The following is a 12,833-nucleotide window of genomic DNA, read 5'->3' as shown; positions in this document are numbered from 1 at the left end:
GGCACCCGTTCCCTATGCTGAGCTCCAGGCATTCATCAGGATGTCTGTGCCTGGCTGGCGTCCATGCGGTAACAGGGATCGCGCTGCGTCGATAACGCTTTCGGCCGTCCGCGCCGGAGGCGCAGCACGGACCGCTCGATTGGACGGTGCATCGACATCATCGCCCGCCCATCGCCCTGGGCATGGCCCTGGCGGCGCTCGGCGAGGGCGACCATGTCATCGCCCAGCGAGCCCAGCGAGCCCAGCGAGCCCAGCGAACCAGCGAACCAGGAAGGAGCGAGGCTTCGAGAAATCGCTTGACTCCGCCCGCCTGCGCGTGATGCCTTGACGATCAAGGGAGGTATTCTGCGTGGCAACGTCCATCCCCTTCGATCCGACTCCATACCTGCGTCCTCCGAAGCTCGACGTCCGGCAGGGCGTCGCGCTCGCGATCGCGCTCCTCTCGGCGCTGCCGAGGGACGCGACCGCCGGCATGAAGCGCACGGCGCGCGCCGTACGCAAGGCGACGCTCGCCATGAACAAGGCGTGGGACCAGAAGCGGCGCGCGGCCGGCGCCCCGAAGCCCGCGAGCAAGGTCAAGGCGGACCACCGCGTCGATACCGCCTGGGCCGCCCTGAAGATGCGCGTCGATGCCTGCGCCCTCTTGCCGGCCCCGGCGCACCCGAGGGCCGAGCGAGCCAACGAGATCTCGCGGCTCTTGTTCCCGGAAGGCCTCGAGTTCCTCAAGCTCTCGATGGATCTGGAATGGGCCGAGAGCAACGCCCTCCTCGGCCGGATCGCCGAGGACGACGCGCTCGGCAAGGACCTCGTCGCCATCGCGGGCCAGGAGTTTTTGGCCGAGGTGCGCGCCGCCCATGAGGCCTATGGCGAGGTCCTGGGGATCACGAAGGCGCACGAGACGCCCGCGGACGTGGCGGCCCTGCGCGAGCCGCTCCGGGAGCTCGTGGGCGCGATCGGCGATTACCTGCTTCAGGTCGTCGCCAGCGTCGATCGCGAGAGGCCGGAGACGGTCCAGTCGGCGCGCGCGGCGCTGGCCCCGCTGGACCGCCTGCGCCAAGCCGCCGCGCGGCGGGCGGCCGGCAAGAGCGGCAAGGGCGGGCCGGCCGCGGACGAGCACGAGGACGACGAGGAGGCGCTCCCCGAGATCGAGCTCGACACGCCGGTCCCGGACGTGCCGCAGTAGCCGCCCCGTTCCAACGGCGCCGGCGGCGCCGCCCCCTCGTGCAACGTTGCCGCCTCGGACGACCCACGGCGCCTCGAACTTGTACAAGGTTGCCGCCTCGGACGACCCACGGCGCCTCGAACTTGTACAAGGTTGCCGCCTCGGACGACCCACGGCGCCTCGAACTTGTACAAGGTTGCCGCCTCGGACGACCCACGACGCCTCGAACTTGTACAAGGTTGCCACCCCGGACGACCCGGTCTCCTTCAGTTCACGCCGATCCGTCTTTGTTGACCTGGTGCGCGTCGCCAGGCACCATCCCCGCGCGGCGCCCGGCTGGCCTGCCTGCATGGCTGGAGGCTCGAACCCGGCTCGCCACCCGTCCTCTAACAAGCTGTTGAGGTGCTTTGATGCGCGTTCGTACGATTTTCTTGCTCTGCCTTGCGCCCTTCGTCATCGGCTCGCTCCAGGGCTGCGGCGACGACTCCAACTCGGGCGGCGGCGGCGAAGACGGGCCGCTCGGCGCTTGCCCGCCCGACTCCGCGGCGGAGCAGGCGGCGGGCCTGGATGCGCTCCAGGGCAACTGCAATATCTGTCACTCGACGACGAAGGTGGGGGCGGCGGCCCGCGCCAACGCGCCCGAGGGCGTCAACGTCGACGATCCGGCGTATGTCAGCGGGAACGCGGAGAAGATCTACGAGGAGATCGAAGAGGGCGCGATGCCCCCGACCGGCCGGCTCCAGGACGCCACGGTCGAGTCCATCCGGGTCTACCTCGCCTGCGAAACGCAGTAGCACCCCGCCCCCACCCCTCACGCTTCGTCCGAACGCCGGCGCGCCGCCCCGCGAGGCGGCGCGCCAGCGGTCCCGCCAAGGGCCGCCCGGCCCGCTTGCAGGTCCCGCCAGAGCAGCGATAACGTGGCCGCGGCACACCCCGGGACATCCCATCCCGGAAGCACGACGGCTCCCTTCGACATGAGACTCGACCCGAGGCGTTTACAGCGGGGCTTCAGTTTTGCTGTAGCGTTGACGATTACCCTCTCGGCCTCCGGGTGCTCCGACGACCTCCCCGAGGGCGAGGGCGCCGGCGGACAGGCGGGGCACGGGACCACCACGACGAGCGGCGCCGGCGGAGACGGCGGCAGCGCCGGCGGAGACGGCGGCAGCGCCGGCGGCGGGGGCGGCGGCGGCGGCAGCGGGGACGGCGGCAGCGCCGGCGGCGGGGGCATGGACGCAGCGCCGGACTTCGCGCTGTTCATCGTCCCCGCCACCATCGACATCCCCTATGACGGGCTGACGTCCGTCGATCTCTCGATCCGTCGATTCAACGGCTTCGACGAGCCGATCGAGATCATCGTCAACGCACCTCCCGCCGGGCTCGTGTACACGCCGCTCACGCTGCCGCCCGACGCCGCGTCCGGCGCGCTGGAGGTCGGAGCCTCGGGCGAGCTCACGGCGGGCACAGCCTTCAACCTCGAGCTCGTGGCCCGCGCGGAGGACCTCCTGCGCTTCGCCGCGGTCGCCGCCACCGTGGTGACCGCCTCGCCCTGATCGCCTCGGGCCCCGGCGCGCCGCTGCCTCGAGCGCTGTGCGACCGCGCGATCCGGAGTATGGTGCAGGCATGTTCAGGCTGGATGCCCGCTCCGGGGCCGCGCTCGCGCTGGCCTCCGCGCTCGCGCTGACCGCCGCGCTCGGCGCCTCCTGCGCCGGCGCGCCCCCCGCGCAGCGCGGGACCGCGGCCTGCCCGCCGCGCTGCCCGCAGCCGACGGCGCCGCCGCCCCCAGCGCCGCCGGGGCCCGTCGTGCCGGGCACGGCGGGCGAGGCCCCGGTGTTCGACCCCGAGCGCCTCACGCTCGTGCTGGACGACCCGCGGCTCGCGCCGGTGCAGAAGCTCGTCGCCCAGGAGGCGTACGCGAGCGCGGCCGCCGCCATGGCCCAGGCGCTCTCCGCGCCCCTGCCGCCCGCGGACGCAGCGGCGTTTCGCTACCAGCTCGGTCGGCTGCGCGCGCTCGCGGGCGACCCGCTGGGCGCCGCGAGGGAGTACGACGCGGCGGCGGCCGCCGGCGGGCCGCTCGCCGATTACGCGCGGTTCGCGGCGGCCGATCTCCTCGCCAGGGCGGGGCAGCCGGACGCGGCGATCGAGCGCGCGCGCGCCGTCGCCTCGGACGTCGCGATCGCCGACGAGCTCGATCGCGTGATCGCCCATGCGCTCGCCGAGAAGGGCGACATCGGGGCCGCCGCCGCGAGCTGGCAGGCGTACCTCGCCCGGAGCTGGCCGGCATCGACGTGGGTGCCCGAGGCGCTCCGCTTCGCCCGCGCGCTGCTCCGCCACCCGAAAGAGGACCACGCCGAGGAGGCGATCCGGCTCGCCCGGCGCGTCCTCGACGAGGCGCCGGGCGGCGCGGGCGCGGGCGAGGCGAAGGAGATCCTGGAGCAGGCCCTGTCGACGCTGCCGTTCGCGCGGCGCAAGCCGTTCCTCGACCCGGGCCCCGCCGACCTGCTCGCCCGCGCGCGCGCCCTGCTCGCCTCGCGCCAGGACAAGGAGGCGCTCGCCGTCACCGAGGCGCTGATCGCCCTGCCCGAGGCGCAGGCGCCCTCGGCCTTCGCCTGCGACGCGTTCGCCGCGCGCGGCGAGGCGCTCGGGCGCGTCCGGCGGCGGGCCGAGGCCGCCGACATCTACGGCACGGCGATCGAGCGCTGCGGGCCGGCCGCGCCCGCGGCCGCCGCATCGGCGAGCGCGCCCGCGGTGGCCGCCGTCGCGAGCGCCCCGGCCGCCGTCACGAGCGCCCCCGCCGCCGCTGCGAGCGCCCCCGCCGCCGCTGCGAGCGTCCCCGCCGCCGTCACGAGCGCCCCCGCCGCCGCCGCGAGCGCCCCCGCGGCGCCCGCGGCTGCAGGAGCAGGCGCGCCCGCCCCGCGGCGGCCCGAGACGCTCTACAACGCCGCGCGCGCGTCGTTCCGCGTCGATCGGCACGCCGAGGCCGCCGCGCGCTTCGCGCTGCTCGAGAAGGAGTACCCGGATCACCGGCTCGCGGACGACGCGCGCTACCTCGGCGCGCGCGCCCTGCTCGCGCTCGGCGATCAGGCGCAGTTCGTCCAGATGCTCACCGCCATGCCCGACGACTACCCGTCGGGCGACATGGTCGCCGACGGCCTGTTCGAGCTCGCGCTCTTCGAGATGGAGCGCGACGGCTGGGCCGGCGCGGTCAGGCCGCTCGAGCTCGGGCTCGCGCGCTTCCCCCACGAGCGCGCGTACCACGCCGCCGGCAGGTTCCCCTACTACCTCGGGCGCGCCCACATCGAGACCGGCTCGCCCGACAAGGGAAAGGCGCTGCTCGAGCAGGTGATCCGCGATTACCCGCTCTCGTTCTACATGGCCCTCGCCCACGCCCGGCTCGCCGACGCCGATCCCGCGGCCGCCCAGCGGGCCCTGTCCGCGGCCCTCGAGCGCGATGCGAGCGCGCCGTACGCCGAGCTCCGGAGCTCCCTGTTCGCGCGCCCGGCGTTCACCCGCGCGGTCGAGCTCGCGCGCCAGGGCGAGGCGAAGCTCGCGCGCCGCGAGCTCGACGCGCTCGGCGTGGGGAGCCGCACGGCGCCGCGCGAGGTGATGTGGGCCTCGGCGTTCCTGCTCGCGCGCGCGGGCGCGCTGCCGCAGTCGTACAGCATCCTGCGCACGGCGATGGCGGCGCCGTCGGCGGACGACGGCCGCGTCGAGCTCGCGGGCGACTGGGTCGACCACTACCCGGCCGGGCGCTGGCGCAGCGCGTGGGAGCTCGCCTACCCGCGCCCGTTCGCCGCCCTCGTCACCGCGGAGGCGAAGCGCAGCGGGATCCCCGAGGCCCTCGCCTACGCGATCATGCGCGAGGAGTCGGCCTTCGACCCGAAGGTGGCCTCGCCCGCGCAGGCGTACGGGCTCATGCAGCTCATCGTGCCGACCGCGAAGCGCATGGCCAAGCCGCTCGGGCTGCCGTCGAGCGCCGAGGCGCTGAGGCGGCCCGAGGTCAACATCGCGCTCGGCTGCCGGTACCTCTCGGTGCTGCGCGGCCAGTTCTCGGACAACCCGCTGCTCGCGATCCCCGCCTACAACGCGGGCGGCGGCGCGCCGAAGCGGTGGATCGCGGAGCGCCCCTCGCAGAGCTTCGACCTGTGGGTCGAGCGCATCCCGTACGAGGAGACGCGGCTCTACACGAAGCGCGTGCTCACGAGCCTCGCCGTCTACGAGCTCCTCTATGGCGGCGATCAGCCGAGCGAGGCCCTGCGCACCCCGCTGCCCGCGAGCCCGGCGGCGCGCTCGGCCGTGGCGAACGCCGCGCCCTGACGCGCCCCGGCGCGCGCCCTGCGCTCGCCGCGCGCCGGCGCGCCCCGGCGCCCCGTGTCGACGGCCTGCTCCCGCGCGCCGCGCCGAGGTTTCCGCGAGCGGGCGGCGCGGAAGCTTTGGTAGAGTCCGCGCGTGGTCGACCCCTCGAGCCCTTCCCACCAGCTCGTGGGCGCCGTGCTGAACGGGCGCTTCCGGATCGTGCGTCTCCTCGGCGAGGGCGGCATGGGCGCCGTCTACGAGGCCGACGGGCTGCGCGGCGAGGGAAAGCGCGCCATCAAGGTGCTGCACCCCGAGTTCACGCAGGAAGAGCAGGTCCTGCAGCGCTTCTTCGCCGAGGCGGAGGCGACGAAGGGGTTCGTCCACCAGAACATCGCCTCGGTCTTCGAGGCGGCCCGCGCCGAGGACGGCACGCCCTACCTCGTCATGGAGCTCCTGCAGGGCGTCCCGCTCGCCGCGTACATCGACACGGGCAACCCCATCCCGCCGGCGCAGGCCGTGCCGATCATCCACGAGGTGCTCCAGGCCCTCATGGCGGCGCACAGCCACAGGGTGATCCACCGCGATCTGAAGCCGGAGAACCTGTTCCTCGTGCGCGATCCGCGCGGCGGCTTCCGCGTGAAGGTGCTCGATTTCGGCATCGCGAAGGTGATGGACGCGGCCGGCGGCATGGGCCTCAAGACCCGCGCCGGCACGCTCCTCGGCACCCCCGGCTACATGAGCCCCGAGCAGATCAAGAACGCGCAGGCCGTCGACGCGCGCACCGACCTCTGGAGCGTCGGCGTGATCTTCTACGAGATGCTCACCGCGACGCAGCCGTTCCCCGCCGAGAACGAGTTCGCGCGGCTCACCGCCGTGCTCGCCAAGGAGGTGCGCCCGATCGAGCAGGTCGCGCCGCACCTCGCCGCCTGGGGCCTCTTCTTCCAGCGCGCCCTCTCCAAGGACGTGAACGGGCGCTTCCAGACGGCCGAGGAGATGGCGCAGACGCTGAGCGCCGTCGCGCACCGCACCGGCATCGCGACGCCCGGCGCGTGGGCCGATCCGCAGGCGTCGCTCCCGCCGCCGCACCACCTGCCCTCGCTGCCGCCGCCGGCGCAGCCGCACCCGCAGCCGCACGCGTCGCAGCTGCACGCGTCGCAGCTGCACGCGTCGCAACCGCCGTCGCAGCTGTACGCGCCGCAGCCGCCGTCGCAGCTGCCCCCGCCGCCGCACGGGCCGGGCTCGACGACGAGCATGCCGGTCATGCCGAGGCCGGAGTCGGCGCCCCCGCCGCGCCCGACCGCGCCGCCGCCCCCGACGACCTCGCAGGTGGCGCCCACGGCGGCGTTCGCGGCGCCCCCGGTGCCCGCCGGGCCGACCCACGTCAGCGCGCAGCGGCCGACGGGCGTGCCGACGCTCACGGGCGGCCACTACGATGTGCGGGTCGTGGAGGTCCCCCTCCCCGCCGAGACGGCGCCCTCGGAGGGCGCCGCCTGGTGGCTCGTCGCGGTCATCGGCCTCGTGTGCCTCGGCGTCGGCTTCGCGCTCGGCGTGCTGGTGAGCGGATGAGCGCCGGAGGCCGCGTCCGCGCCCTGCTCGCCGCCGCGTGCGCCGCCTCGGCCCTGGGCGCGCCGCGGCCCACGCGCGGCGACCCGCCCGCCGGCGGCGGCCGCGAGCCCCCCGTGCACGTCGTCGACCTGCACGTCGACGTGCCCTGGCAGGTCCACTTCAAGGGGCGCGACCCTCGCCTCGGCGAGGGCCACGCCCGCAGCGACACGCTCGTCGCCGGCAACTACCTCGGCATCGTGCTGCCGATCTACCTGCCCGACCGGGCGCGGCCCGAGGGCCCGCAGATCGAGGACGCCAGCGCGGTCCTCGCGACGATCGAGGCGATCATCGCCGCGAGCCCCGTGCTCCTGCCGCTCGGCGCGGCGCGGGCCGAGCCGGGGAAGATCAGCACCTTCCTCTCGATCGAGGGGGCCGGCGCGTTCGCGGAGGACATCGCGCAGATCGACCGGTTCATCGCGCGCGGCGTGCGGCTCATCAGCCCGAACCACGCGAAGAACACGCGGCTCTCGTCGTCGGCGACCGGCGAGCCGGCCGCGTTCGGGCTGACGGAGCTCGGCAAGCGGTTCTGCGAGCGCGTCTACGCGCAGGGCGCGCTCATCGACGTCTCGCACATCTCGGACGCCGCGTTCGCGGACCTCGTGCCGATCGCGGCCGCGCACGACGCGCCGATCGTGGCGACCCACTCGAACGCGCGCGCGGTGGCGAACCGGCCGCGCAACCTGACCGACGAGCAGCTGCGGCTCATCGGGCGGAGCGGCGGGGTCGCGGGGCTCAACTTCCACGCGCCGTTCGTGAACGGCACGAGCGAGGCGGACCTCGACGACGTGCTCGCGCAGGTCGACCACATGGTCCGCGTGGCCGGCGTCGATCACGTCGCGATCGGGTCGGATTTCGACGGCGGCATCATCCCGACGAAGGGGCTCGACGACGCGTCGGCGCTGCCGGTGCTGGCCGCGCGGCTCCGGCAGCGCGGGATGTCGCGCGAGGACGTGGTGAAGATCTTCTCGCAGAACGCGCTGCGCATCCTCGGCTGGCGGCCGGCGGGTTCTGGCGGGGGGCAGCCGCCCAGGTAGGCATCGACCGGCCGCGCGCCGCCGGTGCGGTCGTGGTAAGGGCACGCATGCGCACGGAAGTCGCTCGGTCGCCGCGGGGGCTCCTCGCCCTCGCGGTCGTGGCGTGCATCCCGGGCCTGAGCTGCGCGGAGCTCGGCCACATCGAGGGCGTCGGCGAGGCCGTCTGCCCCGAGCTGCGCGGGCCGGGCGACGTCCTCGGCGCCCAGTTCTCCGCGGACGCGCGGGCGAACGCCAAGGTGCGGACGTTCGTGCAGGCGGCCAAGGACATGGCCGCCGTGTCCGCGGCGATCGAGGCGCAGGTGGCCGACGCCTGCCGCCGGATCGGCGCGGACCTCGGGATCCCGCCCGCGCAGATGGCGCCGCGCGACGAGGCGGGGGGCCAGGCGAGCGGCGCCTGCGGCCCGGTCTCGGCGGCGATCGACGCCATCCTGCGCCAGGGCGCCGGGGTGCAGGTCGCGGTGACGCCGCCGGCCTGCCAGGCGAACGCCCAGGCCGGGGCGCGCTGCAGCGGCGCGTGCGACGTCCAGCTGGATCCGGGGCAGATCGTGGCGCAGTGCGAGCCCGCGCGGCTCTCCGGCTACTGCCAGGGCCGCTGCGCGGGGCGGTGCGAGGGGCGCTGCGCGGGGCAGTGCCGGGGGCAGTGCTCGGCGTACGACGCGCAGGGGCGCTGCGTGGGGTTCTGCAACGGCGAGTGCGACGGCGGCTGCGACGCGACCTGCCACGCGCGGTGCGAGGGCACCTGGCAGGCGCCGCAGTGCGCCGGGATGGTGCGGCCCCCGAGCGCCGACGCCGAGTGCGAGGCGAGCTGCCGCGCGCACGCCGACGTCTACGCCGCGTGCACGCCGGCGCTCGTGCAGGTGCGCGCGTCGTACGGCGCCGAGATGGCCGCGCGGCTCGCGGCGACGCTGCAGGCCAACCTGCCGGCGCTGCTGCACGCCGAGGTGGCGCTCGGGCGCAGGCTCCTCGGCGACGCCCAGACCGTGGTCCAGGTCGGCGCCGCGCTGCCGCGGATCGTGGGCGACGCGGGCGCGCGCGCGCTCGCGTGCGTCGCCGGCGCGGCCGAGGCCTCGACGAGCGCGTCGGTGCGCATCCAGGTGAGCGTGCGCGCGAGCGCGAGCGTCACGGGGCGAGTCGGGGCGACGGGCGGCTGATCCAGCGCGGGTTGAACCCCCGAGAAATCAACCACAGAGAGGAAGAGAGGAAGAGGTAGCTCAGCATCTTTTCTTCCTCCCTCTGTGCCCTCTGTGTCTCTCTGTGGTTGAAATCTCTTCATTCTCGGGCGTTTCAAGCCAATCGGCGCTCTAGTTCCGCGGATCAGAAATCCCGCCAGGGTTCTGCTTCACGAGCGATAGAGAAATAAACGCAAAGGCGCAAAGGCGCAAAGGCGCAAAGGCGCAAAGGCGCAAAGGCGCAAAGTCGCAAAGGCGCAAAGGCGCAAAGGCGCAAAGACGCAAAACTACAATTTTTTTTGCGTCTTTGCGTCTTTGCGACTTTGCGTTGAACTCTCGCTCCGGATCCCTGGCCGGACTTCTACTTCTGACAGGCGGAACTAGCCGTCACCTCGGCCGCCGGTTCGCGCCCGCAGCTCCGCGACCAGGCGCCGGCCACCGAGGCTTCCCGCCGCGCCATGCGGCTTCATGAGATCCGGGGACGGAGCGCGCGCGACGAGGCGCCGAGCTCATGCGAGACGAGGGGGAAGCGATGATACGAAGGGCATTCATCAGGGCGGTCGCTGCAGCCGCGGGGCTCTTGTCCCTCGCTGCGATCCAGGGAGCCGCCGCCCAGGAGAGCGTGTTCTCCGCTGGCAACGGCGTCATCTATGGCACCCGGCAGAACGGGAGCCTCCAGTGGTATCTCCACCGGGGCTGGCAGGAGGGAAAGGCGAGCTGGGCCGGCCCGCAGAGCGTCGGGACCGGCTGGGGCTCGTTCACACGTGTGGTTCCAGGAGAAAACGGCGTCATCTACGGCATCCTGCCGAACGGGGACCTCCGCTGGCATCGCCACGACGGCTGGCAAACCGGGACCGTCGACTGGGCCGACGCGCGGACCGTCGGGACCGGCTGGAACGCGTTCACGCGCGTCTTCTCCGCAGGGCGCGGCGTCATCTACGGCGTCCTGCCGAACGGGGATCTCCACTGGTATCGCCACAACGGCTGGCAGACGGGGGCCGTCGACTGGACCGGCCCGCAGAAGGTCGGCAATGGCTGGAACGTATTCACGCACGTCTTCTCCGGCGGGCGCGGCGTCGTCTACGGCATCCTCCCGAACGGGGATCTCCACTGGTATCGCCACAACGGCTGGCAGACGGGGGCCGTCGACTGGACCGGCCCGCAGCGGGTCGGCACGGTCTGGAACTCGTTCGCGCACGTCTTCTCCGGAGGGCGCGGCGTCATCTACGGCATCCTGCCGAACGGGGATCTCCACTGGTATCGCCACAACGGCTGGCAGACCGGAGCCGTCGACTGGACCGGTCCGCAGAAGGTCGGTGCTGGCTGGAACGCGTTCCTCTGAAGCGCTCGCGCGAGCCTGGCTCACCGGGCGATCTTGAAGAACACGAGCTCGGTGTCCCGTCCTCGACGGAGCTCCACGAGGCGGGGCGTGCCCCTCATGGCCGGCGCCTCACGGCGGCCGCGCGTTGAGCGCCAGCAGGCGCCGCGCGCCGGCGTCCGCATCGACGGCATGGACGGCGCCGCGCCGGTCGGACTACCCTCCCGCTCCCGCCGGGAGGATCCCATGACCGATCTCGACGACCGCTGTCTCGACACGTTCCCCGAGTGGCTGCGCAGCCTCGCCTCCGACGCCACGGACCTGGCGGGCCTGCTCGCCTCGCCGGACAGCCCGGAGGCGGCGCGCCGCTCGCTCGCGGCCGGCCTGAACTACCTCTTCAAGTCGCTCGACCTCATCCCGGACGGCATCGAGGATCTCGGCTTCCTCGACGACGCCTTCGTGCTGCGCGTCGCGGCCTCCTTCGCCGCGGCCGAGAGCCAGGAGCTGCGCGACCAGGCGCCGGCCCTCGCGCGGCTCGCGCGCGACGCGGAGCTCATCGCCGAGCTGCTCGGCGGCGACTACGCGCGGCTCAAGGGCTACGTGCGCTCGCTGGAGAAGGGCGCCGCGCGCGGCCGCACCGTGGACGACATCCTCGGCGACGAGCAGGTCCGCGTCTCGTTCATGCACGAGATCGCCGGCTGGGCCTCGAGCTACACCGCCCCGACCTTCAGCCGCGACGCGAAGAACCTGATCAAGCTGAAATCGTTCCTCGCCGCCAAGCTCCCGGCCTGACCGCCCGCGGGCGGCGCGCCGCCGCGCGGCGAGCCGCTGCGGGCGCGCCGCTCGCCGCGGCGCGCCCAGCCCCTGCGTAGTACATAACGCCCATCCCCCCGGAGGACCGCGTCCGATGTCAGCCGCTCCCTGCCTCTCCGCGCTGCTCGCCGCGCTGCTCGCCGCGGGCTGCGACGCCGATCGCCCCGCCTCGACGGCGCAGCGGCCCGCGCCCGCCGCCACCTCGGCCGCGCCCGCGCGCGCCGCCGCCTCGCCCGCGCCGCCGCCCGACACGGATCGCTCCTACGCCTACCCGGCCGCCGAGCGCGTCGTGGCCATCGGCGACGTCCACGGCGACCTCGCGGCCACGCGCGCGGCCCTGCGGATCGCGGGCGCGATCGACGGCTCGGATCGCTGGATCGGCGGCAAGCTCGTGCTCGTCCAGACGGGCGACGAGATCGACCGCGGCGACGGCGAGCAGGCGATCGTCGACCTGTTCGACCGCCTCGCCGTCGAGGCGCGCGCGGCCGGGGGCGCCGTGTACGCGCTGAACGGCAACCACGAGGTCATGAACGTCCAGCTGGACTTCCGCTACGTCACCGAGGGCGGCTTCAAGGACTTCGAGGACGTGCCCGGGCTCGACGCCTCGTCGCCGCGCCTCGCGCCGGTGCCGCCCCCCGCGCGCGCCCGCGCCGCCGCGTTCTTCCCCGGCGGCGTCTACGCCAAGAAGCTCGCGGCGCGCGACGTGATCATCGCCGTCGGCGACACGGTCTTCGCGCACGGCGGCGTGCTCCCGTCGCACACGCGCTACGGCATCGCGCGGATCAACCGCGAGGTGCGCGCGTGGATGGAGGGGAAGAGCCCGTCCGCGCCGGCCGTGATCGCGGCCGAGGACAGCCCGGTGTGGGCGCGCCTCTACTCCACCGATCCGGCGCCGACCCCGGGCTCGAGCCCCTGCGCGGCGCTCGATCAGACCCTCGCGGCCATGTCCGCGAAGCGCATGGTCGTCGGCCACACGGTCCAGAGGAACGGCGTCACCTCGGCCTGCGGCGACAAGGTCTGGCGGATCGACGTCGGCATGGCCGCGCACTACGGCGGAAAGCCAGCGGCGCTGGAGATTGCCGGCGACACCGTGCGGATCTTGACGGGCGAGGCGACCGGCGCGAGCAGCGCGAGCGGCGAGAAAAAGTAGACGATCTCGTGAGAAGCTCTCGTCGCCGTCTGCAACACGTTCTCGCGCGCGAGCTGCAGGGGGCGCAACCGGCGCAACCGACGCGAACGACGCGAACGACGCGAACGACGCGAACGACGCGAACGACGCGAACGACGCGCGAGGCGAGAACAGCGCCGACAGCGCGAGAAGCGCCGCGGCGCCCGTCTGCTCCATTGACGGGCGCCGCGCGGACCGGATAACGTCGATGGCAAACTGGGGCTCTTCGATCCCCAGGGGAAGGGAATCAGATGCCTGAGCGTCCGCTCGC

Annotated in this window: 11 protein-coding genes; 10 read left to right on the top strand and 1 reads right to left on the bottom strand. The window is 74.0% G+C overall.

Annotation, left to right across the window (positions count from 1 at the left end; translation table 11 throughout):
* Positions 1–35: 35 nt before the first annotated feature.
* Positions 36–335: a hypothetical protein gene (locus WME98_RS31240; protein ID WP_437945363.1), complete on the bottom strand. Its 300-nt coding sequence runs from the start codon at positions 333–335 to the stop codon at positions 36–38.
* Between the two features lie 14 nt (positions 336–349).
* Here WME98_RS31240 and WME98_RS31235 point away from each other — a divergent pair, with 14 nt between their 5' ends.
* The 10 genes from WME98_RS31235 (at position 350) to WME98_RS31190 (ending at position 12,544) form a co-directional block, all read left to right on the top strand.
* Entirely contained in the window at positions 350–1,183 is an 834-nt protein-coding gene (locus tag WME98_RS31235; protein WP_129573536.1) for a hypothetical protein, read from the top strand.
* 389 nt (positions 1,184–1,572) lie between these two features.
* Positions 1,573–1,956, top strand: coding sequence for a c-type cytochrome (locus WME98_RS31230; RefSeq protein WP_437945362.1), 384 nt, complete (start codon positions 1,573–1,575; stop codon positions 1,954–1,956).
* A gap of 231 nt (positions 1,957–2,187) precedes the next feature.
* Positions 2,188–2,712: a hypothetical protein gene (locus WME98_RS31225; RefSeq protein ID WP_437945361.1), complete on the top strand. Its 525-nt coding sequence runs from the start codon at positions 2,188–2,190 to the stop codon at positions 2,710–2,712.
* Between the two features lie 70 nt (positions 2,713–2,782).
* Positions 2,783–5,476, top strand: coding sequence for a transglycosylase SLT domain-containing protein (locus WME98_RS31220; protein WP_437945360.1), 2,694 nt, complete (start codon positions 2,783–2,785; stop codon positions 5,474–5,476).
* A 132-nt stretch (positions 5,477–5,608) separates the two neighbouring features.
* Positions 5,609–7,021 carry a serine/threonine-protein kinase gene (locus WME98_RS31215; protein ID WP_437945359.1) on the top strand — a complete coding sequence of 471 codons (1,413 nt, stop codon included), beginning with the start codon at positions 5,609–5,611 and terminating at the stop codon, positions 7,019–7,021.
* Entirely contained in the window at positions 7,018–8,094 is a 1,077-nt protein-coding gene (locus WME98_RS31210; RefSeq protein WP_437945358.1) for a dipeptidase, read from the top strand. The genes WME98_RS31215 and WME98_RS31210 overlap by 4 nt, the downstream gene beginning before the upstream one ends.
* A 47-nt stretch (positions 8,095–8,141) precedes the next feature.
* Complete coding sequence (locus WME98_RS31205) at positions 8,142–9,245, top strand: hypothetical protein (RefSeq protein WP_437945357.1); 1,104 nt, start codon at positions 8,142–8,144, stop codon at positions 9,243–9,245.
* Between the two features lie 550 nt (positions 9,246–9,795).
* Positions 9,796–10,605 carry a tachylectin-related carbohydrate-binding protein gene (locus WME98_RS31200; protein ID WP_437945356.1) on the top strand — a complete coding sequence of 270 codons (810 nt, stop codon included), beginning with the start codon at positions 9,796–9,798 and terminating at the stop codon, positions 10,603–10,605.
* Positions 10,606–10,827: 222 nt separating this feature from the next.
* Positions 10,828–11,373, top strand: a complete 546-nt coding sequence (locus tag WME98_RS31195) for a DUF1232 domain-containing protein (protein WP_437945355.1) — start codon at positions 10,828–10,830, stop codon at positions 11,371–11,373.
* 115 nt (positions 11,374–11,488) lie between these two features.
* Positions 11,489–12,544 carry a metallophosphoesterase gene (locus WME98_RS31190; RefSeq protein ID WP_437945354.1) on the top strand — a complete coding sequence of 352 codons (1,056 nt, stop codon included), beginning with the start codon at positions 11,489–11,491 and terminating at the stop codon, positions 12,542–12,544.
* The last annotated feature ends 289 nt before the right edge of the window (positions 12,545–12,833 follow it).

It is taken from the genome of Sorangium sp. So ce296 (genome assembly GCF_051529605.1).
GTDB classification, from domain to species: Bacteria; Myxococcota_A; Polyangia; order Polyangiales; family Polyangiaceae; genus Sorangium; species Sorangium cellulosum_D.
This window is presented reverse-complemented; position numbering and strand designations above follow the sequence as displayed.

Coding starts and splice junctions, on each gene's coding strand:
- WME98_RS31230 (WP_437945362.1), top strand. CDS start 1,573: ATGCGCGTTCGTACGATTTTCTTGCTCTGCCTTGCGCCCTTCGTCATC.
- WME98_RS31220 (WP_437945360.1), top strand. CDS start 2,783: ATGTTCAGGCTGGATGCCCGCTCCGGGGCCGCGCTCGCGCTGGCCTCC.
- WME98_RS31210 (WP_437945358.1), top strand. CDS start 7,018: ATGAGCGCCGGAGGCCGCGTCCGCGCCCTGCTCGCCGCCGCGTGCGCC.
- WME98_RS31205 (WP_437945357.1), top strand. CDS start 8,142: ATGCGCACGGAAGTCGCTCGGTCGCCGCGGGGGCTCCTCGCCCTCGCG.
- WME98_RS31200 (WP_437945356.1), top strand. CDS start 9,796: ATGATACGAAGGGCATTCATCAGGGCGGTCGCTGCAGCCGCGGGGCTC.
- WME98_RS31195 (WP_437945355.1), top strand. CDS start 10,828: ATGACCGATCTCGACGACCGCTGTCTCGACACGTTCCCCGAGTGGCTG.
- WME98_RS31190 (WP_437945354.1), top strand. CDS start 11,489: ATGTCAGCCGCTCCCTGCCTCTCCGCGCTGCTCGCCGCGCTGCTCGCC.